We start from the raw sequence: 20248 nt of genomic DNA on the forward strand, positions 1-20248 counted from the left end.
GCTGTTTCAGTCACCGCTGTGTCGACTGACACAGCATCGATCGCAAGCTCGCCCCACAGTTTTGTTCAATACTCCGACAGGTCCGCCAGTGGATGGCGACCCTCCCAAACCTTGTGGAAATGCGCCTCCACCACGGCCTCCGGCACGTTGTTGATATCGGGCCAGTGCCAGTGGGGTTTTTGATCCTTGTCGATCAACCGTGCACGCACGCCTTCGCTGAACTCCGGATGACGACAGCAATTGAGGCTCAGGGTGTATTCCATCTGGAAGACTTGCGCCAGCGACATATGCCGCGCGCGGATGATCTGTTCCCACACCAGGTGCGCGGTCAGCGGTGAACCTTCGCTCAGGGTTCGCGCGGCGCGGCTGAGCAGCAGGTCCGGGTGATCGCGCAGCGCGCTGATGGCCTTCCAGGCGCACCCCACATCACTGACATCCAGCCATTCATCGATGCGCTCACGCCGCGGCAACCATTGGGCCTCAGGCATGTGCGCAACGGCTTCCTGCTGCAAGGCCTTGAGCAGACTGTTGAGCTGCCTCGGGGTCTGTTCCTGCCAGTTCAACTGCAACAGGCCTTCGATCAGGGCTTCTTGCTGCTCATCGAGCAGGAAACGGTCGGCCAGGTCCAGATCGATCGCATCACGCGCGTTCATGTGAGCGCCGGTCAGGCCAAGGAACAAGCCGAGCTTGCCGGGCAGGCGTGACAGGAACCAACTGGCCCCGACGTCGGGGTACAGGCCGATGCTGATCTCCGGCATCGCCAGGCGACTGCTTGGCGTGACAATACGGATGCTCGCCCCTTGCAGCAGGCCCATGCCGCCGCCCAGCACATAGCCATGGCCCCAGCAGATCAAGGGTTTGGGGTAAGTGTGCAGTTTGAAATCCAGGCGATATTCCGCGGCGAAGAACTGCGCGGCCAGGGGCGGTACTTCGCCGGGATGGGCGCGACAGGCCTCGACCAGGCTGCGCACTTCGCCGCCGGCGCAAAAAGCCTTGGCGCCGTTGCCGCGCAACAATACGCAGACGATTTGCGGCTCGTTGGCCCAGGCGTCCAGTTGAGCGCGCAAGGCCTTGATCATCGGCAATGACAGGGCGTTCAGCGACTTTTCGGCATCCAGGCTGGCGATACCGATACGGGCGCCGTCGGTGCCGGTGAGTTCTTCGAAGTGCAGATTCATCGTGACCTCGATCGGGAATTTGAGGGTTAAGTATGATCGTTGTGTAGGAAAGTGCCGGATCTGCGTCAGATCAATTGACAAGCGTGGTGGGCCTTCTTAGGGTTCGCCCCATTGTTTTTGCCGGATATGACCATGACTGCTGACGACCGTATCAAACTCGAACCGAGCTGGAAGGAGGCACTGCGTGCCGAATTCGACCAGCCCTACATGGCGGAGTTGCGAAAATTCCTGCAAGAGGAGCGTGCGGCCGGCAAGGAAATCTATCCACCGGGCCCGATGATTTTCAACGCGCTCAACTCGACGCCGCTGGACAAGGTCAAGGTCGTCATCCTCGGCCAGGACCCGTACCACGGTCCGGGCCAGGCGCACGGTTTGTGCTTTTCGGTGCAACCGGGTATCCCGGCGCCGCCGTCGCTGGTGAACATCTATAAAGAGTTGAAGCGTGACCTGAACATCGACATCCCCAACCACGGCTATCTGCAGAGCTGGGCCGATCAGGGCGTGTTGATGCTCAACACCACCATGACGGTCGAGCGCGCCACTGCCAATGCGCACAAGGACAAGGGCTGGCAGTTTTTCACCGACCGGATCATTGAAGTCGTCAGCCAGCAGCAGCCGCATCTGGTGTTCATGCTGTGGGGCGCCCATGCCCAGAGTAAGCAGAAGCTGATCGATGCGACCAAGCATTTGGTCCTGACGTCGGTACACCCGTCACCGTTGTCGGCTTATCGTGGCTTCCTCGGGTGCGGGCACTTCAGTCGGACCAACAAGTTTCTCGAGCAAAATGGCGAAACGCCGATCGAGTGGCGATTGCCGCCGGTTTGATGGTTTGACCGGGCTGGCCCCTTCGCGAGCAGGCTCGCTCCCACAGGTTTTGTGAACACCGCAAATCCACTGTGGGAGCGAGCCTGCTCGCGAAGGGCGCGACTCGGTCTAACTGTCTGAATCGGGATTTCGGTTCCAGTACTTGAACAACGGCTCTGCCAGAAACAGCACAAACAGCAGTCGCATCACCTGCATCGCCGTCACCAGCGGCACCGACAGTTGCAGGGTTTCCGCCGTCAGGCTCATCTCGGCAATCCCGCCGGGCATCATGCCCAGGGTCAGTGAACGCAGATCCAGACGGGTCAGCGCACTCAAGCCCAATGCCGCCGCCGTGGCGATCAGCATGGTCAGCACCGTGCCGATCAGGGTGCGGCCCATGAACGATGGCGCGCGTCGGAAAAACTCCCGATTGAAATGACAACCGAGGCCGCTGCCGATCAGCCACTGGCCGATCTGGCTACCGCCATTGGGCAAGCCGATGTGCAGGTCCCAACCAATGCTCACTGCCGCGCTCACCAGCAACGGGCCGAACAGCCACGGGTTGGGTTGACGCAAACGCTCCCAGATCCACGCCGCCAACGCGCCTGCCGGGAACAGCAGGGCCAGCCAGCGCCAGTCCACGGCGGTGGCATGCGAGGCGGGTGCGCCGTCGCCCAACAAATACTTGAACGCCGCCGGCACGCAAAGCACGACGACCAGTACCCGCAGGCTTTGTCCGGCGGCAACGCGACTGAGTACCGCGCCATTGCGGGCGCCGAGGTTGACCATCTCCCCGGAGCCACCGGGCATGCTGGAGAAGAAGGCGGTGGCGCGATCCTCACCGGTGCGCCGCATCAACCAGACCCCGACCACTGCGGACAGGCTGGTGACCAATGCGCCAAAGAAGATCAGACCGAAATGACTGAGCACCTGCTCCATCACCACCGGGGTGAAGTGCAGGCCGATGCCAATGCCGACGATCCACTGGCCGCACTTGCGGCCGCCAGGGATTTCCGTCAATTGCCAGGGGCTCAGGCAGCGTACCAGGATGATCGCCAGCAACGAGCCGACCATCCATGGCAGCGGCCAGCCGACCTGGCTGGCGAGGTAACCGCCCAGCAGGCCGACCAGCGGTGTACCCCACCCGTTTTTGAGGGGCAACCGATCAGACATCGGCGATGGCGCGTTGCGCGGCCGATCGTTTGCGCCAGATACGGATGATCGGCATCAACAGCATGATTGCCGTCAGGACCCAGCAACCGAAGGTGATTGGGCTCGACCAGAGGATCTCCAGCGCTCCGTTGGAAATCGACAGGGCGCGACGCAGGTTCTGCTCCATCAAGCCACCGAGGATGAAGCCCAGCAGCAGGGGCGACAACGGGAAATCCAGCTTGCGCAGGATGTAGCCGAAGATGCCGATGCCGATCATCAGGAACAGGTCGAAGGTGGTCGCGTGCACCGCGTAGACGCCGATCCCGGTAATGATGGCGATCACCGGTACCAGTGCCCAGTTCGGCACGGCGAGGATGCGCGTGAAAATGCGGATCATCGGGATGTTGAGGATGACCAGCATGACGTTGGCGATGAACAACGAGGCAATCAGGCCCCAGACGATGTCGGGTTGCTGCTGGAACAACAGCGGCCCCGGCGTGATGTTGTACAGCGAGAGTGCGCCGATCATCACCGCCGTGGTGCCCGAGCCAGGCACCCCCAGGGTCAGCATCGGCACCAGTGCGCCACAGGCTGCGCCGCCAATGGCGGTTTCCGGTGCGGCCAGGCCGCGCATATCGCCCTGGCCGAACGTGCCCTTGGCGCCCGCGATGCGTTTCTCGGTCATGTAGGCCACGGCACTGGCCAGGGTCGCACCGGCACCGGGCAACACGCCCATGATGAAACCGAGTACGCCGCAACGAATGTTCACCACGAACACTGAAGCGGCTTCCTTGACGTTGAACATCATCCGCCCGGTGGCTTTCACCGCTTCCTGGCCGTGATGGGTCTTTTCCAGCATCAGGAGAATTTCACTGATGGAGAACAGGCCCAGCACCAGCACGACGAACTGAATGCCGTCGGTCAGGTGGATGTTATCGCCGGTGAAACGGTACACGCCGCTGTTGGCGTCGATGCCGACGGTCGACAGGAACAGGCCGATCAGCGCCGCGATGAAGGTCTTGAGTGGACGGTCACCGGCCATGCCGCCGAGACAGACAATGGCGAACACCATCAGCACGAAATATTCCGCCGGTCCGAAGGCAATCGCCCATTTCGCCAGCAGCGGGGCGAACAGCACCATGCCGCAGGTGGCGATGAAGGCACCGATGAACGAGCTCCACGCCGACAACGACAAAGCCACGCCGGCCAGGCCTTTGCGGGCCATCGGATAGCCATCGAGGGTGGTCATCACGGTGGAGGCTTCGCCAGGGATGTTCAGCAGGATCGAGCTGATCCGGCCGCCGTATTCGCAGCCCAGGTACACCGCCGCCAACAGGATCAGTGCCGACTCCGGTGGCAGGCCGAGGGCGAATGCGATCGGGATCAGCAGCGCCACGCCGTTGATCGGCCCCAGGCCTGGCAACAGGCCCACGACTGTGCCGATCAGGGTGCCGCAGAGCGCGGTCACCAGGTTGTACGGGCTCAGCGCAACGCCGAAACCCTGACCCAAATAGCCAAGAGTATCCATATCAGTTCTCCAGAACGTCGAGCACGCCAAGCGGCAGCGGCACGTCCATCAACTTGTCGAACAGCAGGTAGAGGCCGACGGCCATCAGGCTGAGGATCACGACACTGGGCAACCAGCGGCCACCATACAGGCGCGCCATCGGCACGCCGGTGAGGATGCTGGCGACGATGAAACCGAGGGGTTCGAAGGTGCCGGCGAAGACCAGTAACAGCACCACGCAGATGCCGATCTTGTTCAGGGTTGCGCGGTCCAGCGGCGGTTCGTCAGCGCTGTGCTTGATCGGTGCCGGGCGAAAAACCATGTACAGCAGCGCCGCGCCCATCAGGCCAAGCATCAGCAGTGGAAAGGCCCGAGGCCCCACCGGTTCGTAGGAAAAAGCCGCTTGATACGGCCAGGCCATCAGCGCCAGGCCAATACAGGCCAGCAACAGCACCGATGCAAAAATGCGTTGTAAGAGCATGGGGAACTCCTGGGCCACGACCCCCGCAAACGGGCGCCGCAGCCGCTAGCTAGACAGAGGCGATCACTGAATCAGGCCGAACTCTTTGGCCAGCACCTTGTAGTCCGCCACTTGCTTCTTCACGTAGGTGTCGAGCTCCGGGCCGGTCATGGCGAACGGGAACAGTTCCCGCTGATCGCGCAGCTTGGCGAAGTCCTCGGAAGCCAGCAGCTTGTCAAAGGCCGCTTTCCACCAGGCGTAATCTTCATCGCTGACTTTCGGCCCGAGGTAGAAACCGCGAACCACCGGCCAGACGATGTCGTAGCCTTGTTCCCTGGCGGTCGGGATGTCTTTCATTTCCGGCTCGTCGAGACGCTTGTCGGCAAACACCGCCAGCAAGCGCATATCGCCGCTCTGGATGTGCGGCATGGAGTCGGAAATGTCGGTGCTGCCGACCTGGATGTGGCCGCCGAGCAGGGCGGTAGCGATTTCACCGCCACCTTCGAGGGCCACGTAACGCAGGTCACGCGGATTGATGCCGGCGGCCTTGGCGATCAGCGCGGTTTGCATCCAGTCCTGGCTGCCGACGGTGCCGCCGGAACCGATCACCACTTTGCTCGGATCTTTCTTCAACGCCTGCACCAGATCGTCCAGGGTCTTGTAGGGCGAATCGCTTTTCACCGCGATGGCGCCATAGCTGGTGCCAACGGCAGCGAGCCAGCGCACGTTGGTTTCATCGAAACGACCGAACTTGCCTTGCGCCAGGTTCAACAGCGAACCGCTGGACCAGGCCACCAGGGTGCCGGCATCGGCCGGACGCTGGGCGACCACCGCGTTGTACGCGACCGCGCCGACGCCGCCGGGCATGTAGGTCACGCGCATGGGTTTGGTCAGCAGCTTTTCGTTGACCAGCGCGCTTTGCGCCAGTTTGCAGGTCAGGTCGAAACCGCCACCGGGCGAGGCCGGGGCGATGCATTCGGGGCGTTTGGGCTCGGCGAGCGCCTGGCCGGTGAACAGCAGGACGCTGGCGGCGAGGGCAATTTTACGCATTGACAGGTTCATTCAAGTCTCCTTGGGAGTTGTTGTTATGGACTTACTGAATTACCAAAGGGCAACGCTATAGCTCACCAGCAGACGCACTTCATCGGCATCGCGAGCGGAGTAGTTGGAACGGTAGGTGGCATTGCGCAGACGGACAGCGACATCCTTGAGTGCGCCGCTTTGTACAACATATTTAATCTCGCTGTTGCGCTCCCACTCTTTGCCTTCATCACCGTTCTTGAGCTTGATGTTGTCGCCGCTCACGTAACGGCTCATGAAGCTGAGGCCCGGGATGCCGAGGGTGACGAAGTCGAAGTCATAACGCGCCTGCCAGGAGCGCTCTTCGGCGCCGGCAAAGTCGTTGATCTGCACGAAGTTCACCAGGTACGGGTCGGCGCCATCCACATAGGGGAACGCGCTGTCGCCGGACATGTGCTGGTAGCCGGCGCTGAATTTGTGCCCGCTCAAGGCGTAGCTCACCAGGCCGTTGAGGGACTTGTTGTCGATCTTGCCGCCACGGGCCTGGCCCTGGTCATCACTGATGGCGAACCGCAGGTCAGTGCCAAAGGTGCCTGGGCCGAAGGGCTGTGAGGCGATCAAGCCGAGAAAGTGCTGGTTGTAGACTTCACCCAATTGCGCGAAGTGATAACTGCCGGTGATCTTGTCGGTGAACTTGTAGTCCAGGCCGCCAAAGTCAAAGTGGTCGCCCGCCACCGTTCCGGCGAAGCGGCTGTTCTTGTTGTTGAGGGCAATGTCCTCGAAGTCGGTGCTGTCGCGGTCCTTGGCCTTGTCCAGGCGCCCGCCGGTGAAGGTCAGGTTCTTGATCTCTTTGGAGGTCAGCATGCCGCCTTCAAAGGTCTGCGGCAGGATGCGCCCGTCGTTGGGCTTGAGGGTCGGCAGTTCCGGAATCAGGGTGCCAATTTTCAGCTCGCTGGCAGAGATTTTCACTTTGCCGGTCAGGCCGAGCTTGGAGTATTCGTCGACAGCGCGCCCATTGTCGGTCGGCAACAGGCCGGTCCCCGTACGGTCGGGGCTTGAGTCGAGCTTGACCCCCATCATGCCCAGCGCATCGACACCGAACCCTACGGTGCCATCGGTGTAGCCCGATTTCAGATTGAGCATGAAACCCTGGGCCCACTCGTCACGCTTGGACTGTTGGGCACTGGTGCCGTCACGAAAATCGCGGTTGAAGTACATGTTGCGGGTTTCGAACGTGGCCGAGCTGTCGTCGATGAAGGCGGCCTGGCTCAACGGTGAAAAACCGGCCAGGGCGGCAGCGCTGGCAAGCGCAGTGTGGCTGAGACGGGAGAAGCGGGCAGGCGCAATAGCCTGGGTCTGCAAGGACTGCATGGATGAATGACTCCGTTTATTGTTCTTATTGGTCGAAAACGCTTCAGGGCGTTTTTCGTATCGCTGTGTGGCGGCAGCGACGGCAGTCGAAACTGTCCGTGGCTTGACTGTAACGGGCTAACCTTTCGTTAACCTTTCAGCTGACTTTCACGGTTTACGGGCTTCACAGCGGCGGTTGCGGCTGTAAACTCCGCGCCAAAGAATGGCGTCGACCATCCCTGAATGAGGTGAAAATCCATGCGTGTCCTGCTCGTCGAAGACCATCTGCAGCTCGCCGAGAGTGTCGCCCAGGCGCTCAAGAGCACCGGGTTGACCGTGGATGTGCTGCACGACGGCGTGGCCGCCGACCTGGCGCTGGGCAGCGAGGAATACGCCATGGCGATCCTCGATGTCGGCCTGCCGCGCATGGATGGTTTCGAGGTGTTGGCGCGTTTGCGCGCACGGGGCAAGAACCTGCCGGTGTTGATGCTGACCGCGCGCAGCGACGTCAAGGATCGGGTCCATGGGCTGAATCTGGGGGCCGACGACTACCTGGCCAAACCTTTTGAGCTCACCGAACTCGAAGCCCGGGTCAAAGCCTTGCTTCGCCGCAGTGTGCTGGGCGGTGAACGCATCCAGCGTTGCGGGGTGCTGGCCTATGACCTGGAAACCCGGCGCTTCACCCTCGGCGAAGAACTGCTGACCCTGACCTCCCGTGAACAAGCCGTGCTCGAAGCCTTGATCGCCCGTCCCGGCCGGGTGATGAGCAAGGAGCAATTGGCCTCCCAGGTATTTGGCCTCGACGAGGAAGCCAGCCCCGACGCCATCGAAATCTACATACATCGCTTGCGCAAGAAGCTCGACGGTCAGCCGGTTGCCATCGTGACCTTTCGTGGCCTCGGTTATTTGCTGGAAAGCCGCGATGCATAAGCCCAGCAGCCTGCGCTGGCGGTTGCTGTGGAACCTGGCGCTGTTGTTGGTGGTGTTGATGCTGGCCAGTGGTTTGAGTGCCTACTGGAATGGTCGCGAAGCGGCCGACACCGCGTATGACCGGACATTGCTCGCTTCGGCCCGGACCATCGCGGCGGGCGTGACCCAGCGCGACGGCACGCTGAGCGCCGACGTGCCTTACGTGGCGCTCGATACGTTCGCTTATGACAGTGCCGGGCGGATTTTTTATCTGGTCAACGATATCAATCAGAAGCTGATTTCCGGTTACGAAAACCTTCCGCCACCCCCACCGGGGACACCCCGCACCGATGACTATCCGGCGTTGGCGCGTTTTTACAACGCGACCTATCGAGGGCAGAACGTGCGCGTGGTGAGTTTGCTCAAACCGGTCAGCGAACCGAACATGAATGGCATGGCGGAAATTCGCGTGGCGGAAACCGACGAGGCGCGCGTCAGCATGGCTCGCAGCCTGGCGACTGACACGTTGCTGCGTCTGGGTATGCTGGCCATTGGTGCGCTGATGGTGGTGTGGTTTGCGGTCAGTGCCGCACTGCGCCCGCTGGAGCGCTTGCGCTCGGCGGTGGAGGAACGCCAGCCGGATGACCTGCGGCCATTGCCGTTGGTGGAAGTGCAGCATGAGTTGTGGCCGCTGGTGCGTGCGCTCAATCACTTCACCGAACGCCTGCGCGGGCAGTTCGAGCGCCAGGCGCAATTCATCGCCGATGCCGCCCACGAACTGCGCACCCCCTTGGCGGCGCTCAAGGCGCGGCTGGAACTGGGCCTGCGTTCAAGCGAACCGCAAACCTGGCGCAGTACGCTGGAAACCGCCGCCCAGGGCACTGATCGCTTGACCCATCTGGCCAATCAATTGCTCTCCCTGGCGCGGGTCGAAAATGGCGCCCGGGCGATTGCCGAGGGCGGCGCGCAGCTGCTCGATCTCAGTCAACTGGCGCGTGACCTGGGCATGGCCATGGCGCCACTGGCCCACAAGCGCGGCGTGGCGCTGGCGCTGGAAGCGGACGAGCCGGTGTGGATGCGGGGTGAGCCTACCTTGCTCAACGAACTGTTGAGCAACCTGGTGGATAACGCGTTGGCCCATACGCCACCGGGCGGCAACGTGATTTTGCGAGTCTCGGCACCGGCGGTGCTGGAGGTTGAGGACGATGGACCGGGCATTCCGCTGGATGAGCGTGATCGCGTGTTCGAACGGTTTTACCGACGTAACCAGCAGGTGGCCGGGTCCGGGTTGGGCCTGGCGATTGTCGGCGAGATCTGCCGCGCGCACCTGGCGCAGATCAGCCTGCATGATGGCGAGCACGCGGGGTTGAAAGTGCGGGTGAGTTTTATTGCCGGGGAGTGAGTAGAACATTTGAGCGAGGGAGCCAGCTCCCTCGCCACAGGAATTGCATTGATGCTTAATAAAACATCGAGCGTGATTCTTCCAGATCGGCGCACAGGGCCTTGTTGTCGTAATCGATCCCAAGCTTGTTGAAGGCTGGCACGCTGAAGGGGTCGATGCAGGCAAACGGGTGGTCGGTGTCTTTGCAGCAGTACAGGCTGGCCACCTGCACCAGATCAACATAATCGATCTGGTCAGACTGTCGCTTGAAGTTCAGGTACAGCCTCGGCACCTGCACCAGCATGTCCGGAAACTCCCAGACCCTGAGCAATTTGTCGCCGAGCAGCGGATGGATATGGTCGATCACATGGTTGAGACTGACCGGGTCGGACAACAGATCATAGTGATCTTCGGCGTAAGTCAGGATCGGCAGGACGCCGATTTGATGCACCAGCCCGCCAAGGGCTGCCTGATCGGGCTTGAGCTGGGTGTAGTGGCGACACAACGCATAGCTGACACCGGCGATTTCCAGGCTCTTGCGCCAGACTTCACGCATTTTCTGTTCCACCACCTCGGAGCGGGCATGGAAGATCTGTTCCATCACCAGGCCGATGGCCAGGTTACTGCTGTAGTTGATGCCCAGGCGAGTGACGGCCGTGTGCAACTCGGTAACTTCCTGGGTCGCGCGCAGCAGCGGGCTATTGACCACTTTGATCAGGCGCGCCGACAGCGCGGTATCGCGGCCAATGACCTTGCTCAGGGCGCTGATACTGACTTCAGGGTCCTCTGCCGCCTTGCGAATCTGCAGTGCCACTTCCGGAAGTGTTGGCAGAACCAGGTCATCGTTATCGATGGCCTCAACCAAATCCCTTTGGACCTTTTCCGCCAGCTCACTCATTTCTGTTCTCTTGGTGTCGCAAAAAAGTACTGCGGTTAACGCTGGATTTCGCGGTCGCGGTCCAGTTGATAAGGCAGATCGAGCAAGTGCAAGGCAGGGCCGTCGAGCGCGCCGACGTGAATGTCGCCGGACTCCGCCGCTTCGGCTTGCAGCACCGCCAGCAGTTCAATCTGTTGTTCGCCATGGGCGGCCAGTACCACTTCGCCGATTGAACTGCCATGGCTCGGGGAAAACAGCTGGGTGCCGGGTTCAGGCAGTTCGCGGGTGTCCAGTTGCAGGCGATACAGGCGGCGCTTGAGTTTGCCCAGGTACTGCATCCGCGCGACGATTTCCTGGCCGGTGTAGCAACCTTTCTTGAAGCTCACGCCTCCAACAGCCTGCAGGTTGAGCATCTGCGGGATAAACAGCTCGCGGGTGCCCGGCATCACCTGGCCGATCCCTGCGCGGATCTGGCCCAGCAGCCATTGATTCAGATCGCCTTCGGCGAGCAGGGCGGACAGCTTGCCCTTGACCGCGTCGGCTTGATCGGCGCTGACCCAGAGTTCGGCGCGATCGGGTGAAACACGAATGGCGATCAGCCCGTCATTGCGCACCACCCGGTCGGTTTCCGACGGCAGTTCAAGGCCGAGGCTGACGAGCGCGGCATCGCCATGATCAATGCCGAAGCGGACCCAGGCAGCGCTTTCGTCGGTCAGTTTGGACTTGGAAAATACGGCGTATTTTTTCAGGTCGGCCAGTTGCGGTTCCAGCAATTCGCTGGCCATGGCCATGAGCACGCCGTCACCTTCGAGCAGAATGCGGAAACTCGACTGCATCCGGCCCTTCTGCGTGCAACGCGCGCCGAGGCTGGCCTGGGTATCGCTCAGGTAATTGAGGTTGCAGGTCAATTGGCCTTGCAGGAACTTGCCGGCGTCCGCGCCGCGGACCGCCAGAACACCTTCATGAGACAGCGTGCAGAAAAAAGCAGAATCGGCCATGGGTCATCGCAGGGTAAAGAATCTGGCGGACATGATAAGGGGGCGCTGTTGAAATGGGTAGTTCACAAAGGATCGTCGGTGCCCGACCAAAGCCGACTGTTCTACGGGGCGCGGGGCTGTATACTTGCGGCCTATTTGAGGAGCGCTCCATGGTCGAAGATGTTGAACTGAATCGCCTCTACTGGCACAGCCGCCGCGGCATGCTTGAGCTTGACGTGTTGCTGGTGCCGTTTGTCAAAGAGGTTTATCCGCACCTCAACGAGGTTGATCGCGCCTGCTACGTCAGGTTGCTCGAATGCGAAGATCAGGACATGTTCGGCTGGTTCATGGAACGCGCCGAATCGGAAGACCCGGAGCTTCAACGCATGGTCCGCATGATTCTGGACCGTGTTCAGCCCAAGTAACGGTTTCGAATGCCGCTGGCATGCCTCACGGCAGTTGCTGGCGGCGTATCTGTTGGCCCAGCTGTTCGCGCTGGGTTCGCTTTATCTTCTCTCTATTCCACTTTGGGCCAGTCTGTTCGGCGCCTTTTGCTGCCTGCTGCACGCCGTTTGGGCATTGCCACGCCAGATTCTGCTGACCCACGCGCAGGCCTTTCGCGGCTTGCGTCGCGATGCCGATGGCTGGCAGTTGTGGAGCCGGGCGGCGGGATGGCAAGCGGTGCAGCTTCGTCCGGACAGCATCGCGCTGCCTTTGGTGGTGTTGCTGCGGGTTCGTCTGCAGGGTGAGCGTCGCATCCGGTCTGTTTGCGTGCCCCGGGATTCGCAGGCGGCGGATCTGCACCGACGCCTGCGGGTTCGACTCAAGTTCAGCCGGCGTAGGTGGACGGCACCAGAATAGTGTCCAGCGCGACCGGCAGCATCTTCGGATAGTCCAGCGTGTAATGCAGGCCACGACTTTCCTTGCGTTCCATGGCTGAGCGAATCATCAACTCGGCCACCTGGGCCAGGTTGCGCAATTCGATCAAGTCCCGGCTGACCTTGTAGTTGCTGTAGAACTCGTCGATTTCATCCAGCAGCAGACGCACCCGGTGCTGGGCCCGTTGCAGGCGCTTGTTGGTGCGCACGATACCCACGTAATCCCACATGAATCGCCGTAGTTCATCCCAGTTGTGCGCAATGATCACGTCCTCATCGGAGTCGGTCACCTGGCTCGCGTCCCAGACCGGCAGGTCGGCGGGGGCCGAAACGTTCGGCAATTGCTCCAGGATGTCCGCCGCCGCTGAGCGCGCATACACGAAGCACTCCAGCAGCGAGTTACTGGCCATGCGGTTGGCACCATGCAGGCCGGTAAAGCTGGTCTCGCCAATCGCATACAGCCCTGGCACGTCGGTGCGACCTTGCTGGTCGACCATCACGCCGCCACAGGTGTAGTGCGCCGCGGGAACCACCGGAATGGGTTGCTTGGTGATGTCGATGGAAAACTCGAGGCAGCGCTCGTACACGGTCGGGAAGTGCGTCTTGATGAAATCTTCGGACTTGTGGCTGATGTCCAGATAGACACAATCGATGCCAAGCCTTTTCATTTCATGGTCGATCGCCCGGGCGACAATGTCCCGTGGCGCCAGTTCGGCCCGTGGATCGAAGCGCTGCATGAAACGCTCGCCATTGGGCAGTTTCAGGTGTGCACCTTCGCCGCGCAGGGCTTCGGTGATCAGGAAACTCTTGGCTTGCGGGTGATACAGGCACGTTGGGTGGAACTGGTTGAACTCCAGGTTCGCCACCCGGCAGCCGGAACGCCAGGCCATGGCGATGCCGTCACCGCAGGCGCCGTCGGGGTTGCTGGTATAGAGATAGACTTTGGCCGCGCCGCCGGAGGCAAGAATCACGAAGCGTGCGCCGTAGGTGTCGACTTCGCCGGTGCCGCGATTGAGCACGTAGGCGCCCAGGCAGCGATCGCCTTCGAGGCCCAGGCGTTTTTCGGTGATCAGATCGACGGCTACCCGCTGTTCGAGCAACTCGATGTTCGGCCGTTGCTTGGCCTGGGCGAGCAGCGTCCTGAAAATCGCAGCGCCCGTGGCATCGGCGGCATGGATGATGCGCCGGTGGCTGTGACCGCCTTCGCGAGTCAGGTGAAACTCGAATCCGCCATCTTCAGTGCCTGATTGCTCATCGCGGGTAAATGGCACGCCCTGATCGATCAGCCATTGAATCGCTTCCTTACTGTGTTCGACGGTAAAGCGCACGGCGTCCTCATGGCACAGGCCGCCGCCAGCATTAAGGGTGTCATCGACGTGGGACTCGACGGTGTCGGTGTCGTCGAGTACCGCGGCAACACCGCCTTGCGCCCAGAAGGTCGAGCCATTGGCGAGGTCGCCTTTGCTCAGTACGGCGATGCGCAAATGACCGGGCAAGGTCAGCGCAAGGCTCAAGCCGGCAGCGCCGCTGCCAATTACCAGAACATCGTGTTGAAACTGTTGGCTCATTTCAGGATTCCGCTCAAAGCGACCCGGGTCGGGGTAGGCGCCAGACATCTGGACAGGCGAGTCAGGCAGCCGCGCAGCCCACTAGTATATAGAGAGGGGGAGCGGCACAATACCCGTGCCTATATGGCATTGTGAAACTACCGTGACAGAAAAGACTTGACGCTTCGTCGGATGTTTTTTCAGTCGATTCGGCGACAAGTGAACTGTATCGCGGATTTAACAGTCTTTTTCCATTCACAGTCGCACAATGTCGGTTCGGCACGGCTATAAATATTTGGAACTTTTGCCAAAGGCCCAAGATCAATAGACGGTTGCCTGAATCAAGGGACAGTGTCGGCTTCAGCGCAGGATCAGCAGTTGGATCCTTGCCAGCGAATCCGATGACAAGATTATTTGCGCAGCCGGGTCATCTCGCGCTGCGCTTTTCGTGCGTGCCGAATCAGTGCCCGCAGGAAACTTGCCTGGAGGGGGAGAACTTTTGCGAAAAGCCCGAGTCTATGTTTGCAAGTCCGGTCGTTTAGTTATGCAAGCCTCCTTCGAGCTTATCGAGGAGTGTTCATGCTAACCCAGGAAGAGGATCAGCAACTGGTCGAGCGCGTTCAGCGTGGCGACAAGCGTGCTTTCGATCTGCTAGTGCTGAAGTACCAGCACAAAATTCTCGGGTTGATCGTGCGTTTTGTGCACGACACCCATGAAGCCCAGGACGTGGCACAGGAAGCCTTTATCAAGGCGTACCGTGCACTTGGAAATTTTCGCGGGGACAGTGCGTTTTACACGTGGCTTTACCGCATCGCCATCAACACGGCGAAAAACTATCTGGTTTCACGCGGCCGTCGGCCGCCGGATAGCGATGTCAGTTCCGAGGATGCAGAGTTCTACGATGGCGATCATGGCCTCAAGGATCTCGAGTCGCCAGAACGAGCTTTGCTGCGGGATGAGATCGAAGGCACCGTCCATCGAACCATTCAGCAACTGCCAGAAGATTTGCGTACGGCTTTAACTTTACGTGAATTCGATGGTCTGAGTTACGAGGACATTGCGAGCGTTATGCAATGCCCGGTCGGTACCGTGCGCTCCCGGATTTTCCGCGCCCGGGAGGCCATCGATAAAGCCCTGCAGCCATTGTTGCAGGAAAACTGAAGACAGCGGCGACAGCCAAGAGAGGAACGCCATGAGTCGTGAAGCCCTGCAGGAATCGCTGTCCGCAGTGATGGATAACGAAGCGGACGAGTTGGAATTGCGTCGGGTACTGAATGCCTGTGACGATGTTGAAACCCGTGAAACCTGGGCTCGTTATCAAATCGCTCGGGCAGTGATGCACAAGGATCTGCTGCTTCCACGCCTGGATATCGCTGCGGCCGTATCCGCCGCTCTGGCTGATGAAGCCGTGCCGGCTAAAGCCTCCCGCGGACCATGGCGCAGCCTGGGTCGTCTGGCTGTAGCGGCTTCGGTAACCCTTGCCGTACTGGCGGGTGTTCGTCTGTACAATCAGGACGAGATCGCAGGCGTCGAGCTGGCTCAGCAATCCAGTCAGCAGAACCTGATTGCTCCTCAAGTTAAAGGCCCAGCCGTTTTGGCAGGCTACAATGAGAGTTCGGAAGCTACTGGTCCCATGGCCAATGGCGTATTGCAAGGTCAACCAGGCTGGCACGATCAGCGTCTGCCGGGCTACTTGCGTCAACATGCTCAACAGGCTGCAATGAAAGGTACCGAGAGCGCTCTGCCTTACGCTCGTGCAGCAAGCCTGGAAAACCGTTAAGGAGGATCATGCGCGCCATACCTCTACTTACGCTTCTGCTGGGTGGCTGGTTCGTTGTTCCAGCCCACGCCGATGAAGCCCAGGACTGGTTGACCCGTCTTGGTCAGGCCGAGCAGCAGCACAGCTTTCAGGGTACTTTTGTCTACGAGCGTAACGGTAGTTTTTCTACCCATAAGATCTGGCACCGCGTCCAGGAGGGCAAGGTCCACGAACGCCTGCTCCAGCAGGATGGCTCCGCGCAGGAAGTTGTCCGCATTGACGGGCATACTCAATGCGTCAGCGGCATCCTGATAGCCGGGCTGGGGGATTCCCCGAACTCTCCCGCTCGAGCCCTCGATCCTCAAAAGCTCAAGAATTGGTATGACCTTGCTGTCATCGGCAAGTCGCGCGTGGCCGGTCGACCGGCGGTGATCGTTTCACTGACGCCTCGTGATCAACACCGCTATGGTTTTGAACTGCATCTGGATAAAGAAACCGGCCTGCCTCTCAAGTCATTGCTACTGAATGACAAAGGACAGTTGCTGGAACGATTCCAGTTTACGCAACTGGATACCGCCGATGTCCCTTCTGACGCCGAGTTGCAGCCAGGCGCAGATTGCAAGGTGGTCAACCTCGAGAGTGACAAGGCTTCCTCTGTGAAGGCGGCTCAAACCTGGCATTCGGACTGGTTGCCACCCGGTTTCGAGTTGATCAGCAGCTCGGCCCGCAAGGATCCGGAAACCAAGAACCAGATCAACAGCTTGATGTATGACGATGGTCTGGCGCGTTTTTCGGTGTTCCTGGAGCCGTTGAACGGCGCGACAGTCACTGACACCCGTACGCAGCTGGGACCCACCGTTGCCGTTTCCCGAAGCCTGACCACCCCGCAAGGCGGAATGATGGTCACGGTCGTCGGCGAAATTCCGGTCGGCACTGCTGAGCGCATTGCGCTTTCCATGCGCAGTGACGCCGCTGCAACCAAGCAGTGAGCTGAGCTCGAAATGTTTCGTGAACATTTCAATTTGCAAAATCCAGTGAATTTTTTTTAAGTCAGAGCCCTCGGCTCTGGCCTTGTTTGTTGTTCCCGGAACAAAAATACCGGCGTATCTTTCTCGGTGTTCCTTGATCCATATCGCTTAACCATGCTCGTCGTAACGGGAGCCGTATGTCGATACCACGCTTGAAGTCTTACCTCTCCATTTTTGCCACCGTGCTGGTGCTCGGTCAGGCGGTCGCTGCTCAAGCGGTCGAATTGCCTGATTTCACGCAGCTGGTCGAACAGGCATCGCCTGCGGTGGTCAACATCAGTACCACGCAAAAACTGCCGGACCGCAAAGTGTCGATCCAGGATATGCCTGACCTGGAAGGCTTGCCGCCGGCGCTTCGCGAGTTCTTCGAGCGGGGCATGCCGCAGCAGCCTCGTTCACCGCGGGGCGATCGTCAGCGTGAAGCCCAATCCCTGGGTTCGGGTTTCATCATTTCGCCTGATGGCTACATCCTCACCAACAATCATGTGATCGCCGATGCCGACGAAATTCTCGTGCGTCTGTCCGACCGCAGTGAAATGAAAGCCAAACTGGTCGGTACCGACCCGCGTTCCGACGTGGCGCTGCTGAAAATCGAAGGCAAGGATCTGCCGGTCTTGAAACTGGGCAAGTCCCAGGATTTGAAGGCTGGCCAGTGGGTCGTGGCAATCGGTTCGCCATTCGGCTTTGACCATACCGTGACCCAAGGTATCGTCAGCGCCGTCGGTCGTAGCCTGCCAAACGAAAACTACGTGCCGTTCATCCAGACCGACGTGCCGATCAACCCGGGCAACTCCGGTGGTCCGCTGTTCAACCTCAACGGTGAAGTGGTCGGGATCAACTCGCAGATCTATACCCGTTCCGGCGGCTTCATGGGCGTTTCGTTCGCAATCCCTATCGATGTGGCCATGGACGTTTCCAATCAGCTGAAAAGCGGCGGCAAAGTGAGCCGCGGCTGGTTGGGTGTCGTGATTCAGGAAGTGAACAAGGATCTGGCCGAGTCGTTCGGTCTGGAGAAACCGGCCGGTGCGCTGGTTGCTCAGATCCAGGACGATGGCCCGGCTGCCAAGGGTGGTCTGCAAGTCGGTGACGTTATCCTGAGCATGAACGGTCAACCGATCGTCATGTCTGCCGATCTGCCGCACCTTGTGGGCGCATTGAAAGCTGGCTCCAAGGCTAAGCTGGAGGTGATTCGCGACGGTAAGCGCCAGAACGTCGAGCTGACTGTCGGCGCCATTCCTGAGGAAGGCAAAGAGCTGGACAGCCTGCCCAAATCGAGCATTGAGCGCAGCAGTAATCGCCTGGGTGTTTCCGTGGTTGAGCTGACGGATGAGCAGAAAAAAACCTTCGACCTCAAAGGCGGCGTGGTGATCAAGGAAGTCCAGGAGGGTCCTGCTTCGATGATTGGCTTGCAGCCAGGAGACGTCATTACTCACCTGAACAATCAGGCCATCGAATCGACCAAGCAATTCACCGAGATCGCGAAGTCGTTGCCGAAAAACCGTTCGGTGTCGATGCGGGTTCTGCGTCAAGGTCGCGCCAGCTTCATCACCTTCAAACTGGCTGAATAATCCGGTTGTAAACTGAATGAAAAACCGCCTCGAAAGAGGCGGTTTTTTTGTGTCTGAAATTTATCGGACACTCAGCCCATCATGTCCTTGATCATGCGTTCCTGCTCCATCAGCTCACGCTGGCGCGCATCGATGCGTGACGACAGCGGGAAGTTGCTGCCAGCCTTGCGCTTGGCAAAATCCAGTTGCTGGATGGCCTGTTTATAGTCGCCTACAAGCGCGAAATACTCGGCGCGTGCCTGATGCAGACCGATGATGTTGCCTGACAGACCGCGCGTCTCGGCAACCTGATACCACACGTCCGGATCATCCGGTCGCGACTTGAGCAGGCCTTCGAGTGCCTTTTCGGCGTCGGCGGCACGGTTCTGTTTCAGCAACAGGTCGACGCGCACCTGATTCAGCGGGTAATTGCCTGGGTACTGCGTCAGCATGCGGTCAACTCGGGATTGAGCGTCCGGCAGGCGGTTGTTGGTGATGTCCAGATCGACCTGAGCGAGGTTATAGATGAGCTCGTTCGGCGACTTCGCCAGCAGTGGCTTGAGATTTTCCCGTGCTTCGTTCAATTGGCCGCCCTTGATCTGGGCGATGGCCAGGCCGTAGCGAGCGACATCGCTTTTCGGATTTTCATCCAGCTCGGCGCGGAAACGCTTGGCACCCAAGCCCGGGGTTTCTTCATAGAACAACTGGACCCGTGCGCGAATCAGTTGATAGCGCAGGCTGTCTTCGATACCGCCCTTCGGTGCCTGTTCGGCACGGTTGCGGGTGTCGGCGATCCGCGATTCGGTGACCGGGTGAGTCAGCAGGAATTCCGGTGGCTTGGCGTCATAACGATACTGACGCCCCAAGCGCTCGAACATGGTCGGCATCGAGCGCGGGTCGTAGCCGGCTTTTTCCAGATTGAGGATGCCGATACGGTCGGCTTCCTGCTCGTTCTGGCGCGAAAACCGGCGCTGTTCCTGAATCGCTGCCGCCTGCGTACCCGCAATGGCCGCGATACCGGCGTCGCCGGCACCGGCCGCAGCAATCACGATACCTGCCAGCAGGGCGGCCATCATGGGGACTTGCATGCGCTGTTGGGCTTCGACGCCACGGGCAAAGTGACGTTGTGACAAGTGAGCCAATTCGTGAGCCAGTACCGAGGCGTATTCACCTTCGGTCTGGGCGTTGAGGAACAGGCCGCCGTTCACCCCGACAATCCCCCCCGGGGCGGCGAAGGCGTTGAGCTGGGGGCTGTTGATCAGGATGAACTCCAGGCGCCGGTCATTGACCTGGCTGGTCTCGACCAGTCGGTAAACGCTGGATTCCACGTAGTCTTTGAGCTGCGGGTCGTTGAGCTGCGACACCTGGCTGCGCAACAGTGCCAGCCATGCACGGCCCAACTGGTATTCCTGCTGCGGCGAGACAATGGCAGAGCTGGCGTCGCCGAGTGACGGCAGGTCGTCGGCGAAGCCTGGCGAGGCAAGCAGGCAAGCAAGCGTCAGCAGGGTAGGGCGCAAAAAAGTCATGCACAAAGCCTTAGTCGACAAAGACCTTACTGTAGCCGGACACCAGCGCCGCGACCAGATATTCTAGGCAGCTCGACCATCTGACCAGGAGTGATGCAATGACCGACGCTGTAGCCCATGACGTTGAACTGGACGCCAGTGGCTTGAATTGCCCGTTGCCGTTGCTCAAGGCCAAGATGGAACTCAACCGGATGGCCAGTGGCGCAGTGCTCAAGGTGATTGCCACCGATGCGGGTTCACAGCGCGACTTCCGCACCTTTGCCCGATTGGCCGGTCATACGTTGCTTCGCGAAGAGGATGAAGCGGGCGTTTACCAGTACTGGTTGAAAAAAGCCTGAAACCTGCTGT

20 protein-coding genes are annotated in these 20248 nt (G+C 60.1%); 10 read left to right on the forward strand and 10 right to left on the reverse strand.

Annotated features, from left to right (window positions below):
* Window positions 1–65 precede the first annotated feature (65 nt).
* Window positions 66–1178, reverse strand: a complete 1113-nt coding sequence (locus JQF37_RS04190; protein WP_130208628.1) for an enoyl-CoA hydratase/isomerase family protein — start codon at window positions 1176–1178, stop codon at window positions 66–68.
* 132 nt (window positions 1179–1310) lie between these two features.
* Between JQF37_RS04190 and ung the strand changes: the two genes are divergently transcribed.
* On the forward strand, window positions 1311–2003 hold the full coding sequence (gene ung / locus JQF37_RS04195) for a uracil-DNA glycosylase (RefSeq protein WP_130208626.1): 693 nt from the start codon (window positions 1311–1313) through the stop codon (window positions 2001–2003).
* Window positions 2004–2111: 108 nt separating this feature from the next.
* Here ung and JQF37_RS04200 read toward each other — a convergent pair whose 3' ends face one another.
* From JQF37_RS04200 to JQF37_RS04220, 5 genes are all read right to left on the reverse strand, one after another.
* Window positions 2112–3155 carry an AbrB family transcriptional regulator gene (locus tag JQF37_RS04200; protein ID WP_130208624.1) on the reverse strand — a complete coding sequence of 348 codons (1044 nt, stop codon included), beginning with the start codon at window positions 3153–3155 and terminating at the stop codon, window positions 2112–2114.
* A complete protein-coding gene (locus JQF37_RS04205) occupies window positions 3148–4662 on the reverse strand; it encodes a tripartite tricarboxylate transporter permease (protein WP_130208622.1) in 1515 nt (504 codons plus the stop codon). The genes JQF37_RS04200 and JQF37_RS04205 overlap by 8 nt, the downstream gene beginning before the upstream one ends.
* 1 nt (window position 4663) lies before the next feature.
* Complete coding sequence (locus JQF37_RS04210) at window positions 4664–5122, reverse strand: tripartite tricarboxylate transporter TctB family protein (protein ID WP_130208620.1); 459 nt, start codon at window positions 5120–5122, stop codon at window positions 4664–4666.
* Between the two features lie 63 nt (window positions 5123–5185).
* Entirely contained in the window at window positions 5186–6163 is a 978-nt protein-coding gene (locus tag JQF37_RS04215; protein WP_103405172.1) for a tripartite tricarboxylate transporter substrate binding protein, read from the reverse strand.
* Between the two features lie 39 nt (window positions 6164–6202).
* Window positions 6203–7492, reverse strand: a complete 1290-nt coding sequence (locus tag JQF37_RS04220) for an OprD family porin (protein ID WP_130208618.1) — start codon at window positions 7490–7492, stop codon at window positions 6203–6205.
* A gap of 237 nt (window positions 7493–7729) precedes the next feature.
* On the opposite strand from JQF37_RS04220, the gene JQF37_RS04225 reads away from it, so the two are divergent.
* A complete protein-coding gene (locus JQF37_RS04225; protein ID WP_130208616.1) occupies window positions 7730–8401 on the forward strand; it encodes a response regulator in 672 nt (223 codons plus the stop codon).
* Complete coding sequence (locus tag JQF37_RS04230; protein WP_047526754.1) at window positions 8394–9782, forward strand: sensor histidine kinase; 1389 nt, start codon at window positions 8394–8396, stop codon at window positions 9780–9782. Before JQF37_RS04225 ends, JQF37_RS04230 begins: the two co-directional genes overlap by 8 nt.
* 55 nt (window positions 9783–9837) lie before the next feature.
* Here JQF37_RS04230 and JQF37_RS04235 read toward each other — a convergent pair whose 3' ends face one another.
* Together JQF37_RS04235 and JQF37_RS04240 are read right to left on the reverse strand one after the other, a co-directional pair.
* Window positions 9838–10659, reverse strand: a complete 822-nt coding sequence (locus JQF37_RS04235) for an HDOD domain-containing protein (RefSeq protein WP_130208614.1) — start codon at window positions 10657–10659, stop codon at window positions 9838–9840.
* A 35-nt stretch (window positions 10660–10694) separates the two neighbouring features.
* Window positions 10695–11636, reverse strand: a complete 942-nt coding sequence (locus JQF37_RS04240) for a folate-binding protein YgfZ (RefSeq protein ID WP_130208612.1) — start codon at window positions 11634–11636, stop codon at window positions 10695–10697.
* A gap of 149 nt (window positions 11637–11785) precedes the next feature.
* Here JQF37_RS04240 and JQF37_RS04245 point away from each other — a divergent pair, with 149 nt between their 5' ends.
* Window positions 11786–12040, forward strand: coding sequence for a succinate dehydrogenase assembly factor 2 (locus JQF37_RS04245; protein ID WP_007898624.1), 255 nt, complete (start codon window positions 11786–11788; stop codon window positions 12038–12040).
* Window positions 12024–12476, forward strand: a complete 453-nt coding sequence (locus tag JQF37_RS04250) for a protein YgfX (protein ID WP_130208610.1) — start codon at window positions 12024–12026, stop codon at window positions 12474–12476. The genes JQF37_RS04245 and JQF37_RS04250 overlap by 17 nt, the downstream gene beginning before the upstream one ends.
* On the opposite strand, the gene nadB is transcribed toward JQF37_RS04250, so the two are convergent.
* On the reverse strand, window positions 12445–14061 hold the full coding sequence (gene nadB, locus JQF37_RS04255) for an L-aspartate oxidase (protein WP_130208608.1): 1617 nt from the start codon (window positions 14059–14061) through the stop codon (window positions 12445–12447). The two genes, JQF37_RS04250 and nadB, sit on opposite strands and share 32 nt — an antisense overlap.
* 558 nt (window positions 14062–14619) lie before the next feature.
* Between nadB and rpoE the strand changes: the two genes are divergently transcribed.
* The 4 genes from rpoE to JQF37_RS04275 all read left to right on the forward strand — a co-directional run bounded on the left by rpoE (window position 14620) and on the right by JQF37_RS04275 (window position 18395).
* The gene (gene rpoE / locus JQF37_RS04260) at window positions 14620–15201 is read left to right on the forward strand and encodes an RNA polymerase sigma factor RpoE (protein WP_003172477.1); all 582 of its coding nucleotides are present in this window, start codon (window positions 14620–14622) and stop codon (window positions 15199–15201) included.
* Between the two features lie 31 nt (window positions 15202–15232).
* Window positions 15233–15820: an RseA family anti-sigma factor gene (locus JQF37_RS04265; protein WP_130208606.1), complete on the forward strand. Its 588-nt coding sequence runs from the start codon at window positions 15233–15235 to the stop codon at window positions 15818–15820.
* 8 nt (window positions 15821–15828) lie between these two features.
* A complete protein-coding gene (locus tag JQF37_RS04270; RefSeq protein ID WP_130208604.1) occupies window positions 15829–16788 on the forward strand; it encodes a MucB/RseB C-terminal domain-containing protein in 960 nt (319 codons plus the stop codon).
* 176 nt (window positions 16789–16964) lie between these two features.
* Complete coding sequence (locus JQF37_RS04275; protein ID WP_130208602.1) at window positions 16965–18395, forward strand: DegQ family serine endoprotease; 1431 nt, start codon at window positions 16965–16967, stop codon at window positions 18393–18395.
* A gap of 71 nt (window positions 18396–18466) precedes the next feature.
* Here JQF37_RS04275 and JQF37_RS04280 read toward each other — a convergent pair whose 3' ends face one another.
* Window positions 18467–19900: a M48 family metalloprotease gene (locus JQF37_RS04280; RefSeq protein ID WP_047526783.1), complete on the reverse strand. Its 1434-nt coding sequence runs from the start codon at window positions 19898–19900 to the stop codon at window positions 18467–18469.
* 98 nt (window positions 19901–19998) lie between these two features.
* Here JQF37_RS04280 and JQF37_RS04285 point away from each other — a divergent pair, with 98 nt between their 5' ends.
* Window positions 19999–20238, forward strand: a complete 240-nt coding sequence (locus tag JQF37_RS04285) for a sulfurtransferase TusA family protein (protein WP_090317445.1) — start codon at window positions 19999–20001, stop codon at window positions 20236–20238.
* Window positions 20239–20248: the final 10 nt, after the last annotated feature.

It is taken from the genome of Pseudomonas sp. MIL9 (genome assembly GCF_016887925.1).
Lineage (GTDB): Bacteria > Pseudomonadota > Gammaproteobacteria > Pseudomonadales > Pseudomonadaceae > Aquipseudomonas > Aquipseudomonas mohnii.

Coding starts and splice junctions, on each gene's coding strand:
- JQF37_RS04225 (WP_130208616.1), top strand. CDS start 7,730: ATGCGTGTCCTGCTCGTCGAAGACCATCTGCAGCTCGCCGAGAGTGTC.
- JQF37_RS04275 (WP_130208602.1), top strand. CDS start 16,965: ATGTCGATACCACGCTTGAAGTCTTACCTCTCCATTTTTGCCACCGTG.
- JQF37_RS04265 (WP_130208606.1), top strand. CDS start 15,233: ATGAGTCGTGAAGCCCTGCAGGAATCGCTGTCCGCAGTGATGGATAAC.
- nadB (WP_130208608.1), bottom strand. CDS start 14,061: ATGAGCCAACAGTTTCAACACGATGTTCTGGTAATTGGCAGCGGCGCT.
- JQF37_RS04285 (WP_090317445.1), top strand. CDS start 19,999: ATGACCGACGCTGTAGCCCATGACGTTGAACTGGACGCCAGTGGCTTG.
- rpoE (WP_003172477.1), top strand. CDS start 14,620: ATGCTAACCCAGGAAGAGGATCAGCAACTGGTCGAGCGCGTTCAGCGT.
- JQF37_RS04205 (WP_130208622.1), bottom strand. CDS start 4,662: ATGGATACTCTTGGCTATTTGGGTCAGGGTTTCGGCGTTGCGCTGAGC.
- JQF37_RS04230 (WP_047526754.1), top strand. CDS start 8,394: ATGCATAAGCCCAGCAGCCTGCGCTGGCGGTTGCTGTGGAACCTGGCG.
- JQF37_RS04245 (WP_007898624.1), top strand. CDS start 11,786: ATGGTCGAAGATGTTGAACTGAATCGCCTCTACTGGCACAGCCGCCGC.
- JQF37_RS04240 (WP_130208612.1), bottom strand. CDS start 11,636: ATGGCCGATTCTGCTTTTTTCTGCACGCTGTCTCATGAAGGTGTTCTG.
- ung (WP_130208626.1), top strand. CDS start 1,311: ATGACTGCTGACGACCGTATCAAACTCGAACCGAGCTGGAAGGAGGCA.
- JQF37_RS04190 (WP_130208628.1), bottom strand. CDS start 1,178: ATGAATCTGCACTTCGAAGAACTCACCGGCACCGACGGCGCCCGTATC.
- JQF37_RS04220 (WP_130208618.1), bottom strand. CDS start 7,492: ATGCAGTCCTTGCAGACCCAGGCTATTGCGCCTGCCCGCTTCTCCCGT.
- JQF37_RS04270 (WP_130208604.1), top strand. CDS start 15,829: ATGCGCGCCATACCTCTACTTACGCTTCTGCTGGGTGGCTGGTTCGTT.
- JQF37_RS04200 (WP_130208624.1), bottom strand. CDS start 3,155: ATGTCTGATCGGTTGCCCCTCAAAAACGGGTGGGGTACACCGCTGGTC.
- JQF37_RS04280 (WP_047526783.1), bottom strand. CDS start 19,900: ATGACTTTTTTGCGCCCTACCCTGCTGACGCTTGCTTGCCTGCTTGCC.
- JQF37_RS04235 (WP_130208614.1), bottom strand. CDS start 10,659: ATGAGTGAGCTGGCGGAAAAGGTCCAAAGGGATTTGGTTGAGGCCATC.
- JQF37_RS04215 (WP_103405172.1), bottom strand. CDS start 6,163: ATGAACCTGTCAATGCGTAAAATTGCCCTCGCCGCCAGCGTCCTGCTG.
- JQF37_RS04210 (WP_130208620.1), bottom strand. CDS start 5,122: ATGCTCTTACAACGCATTTTTGCATCGGTGCTGTTGCTGGCCTGTATT.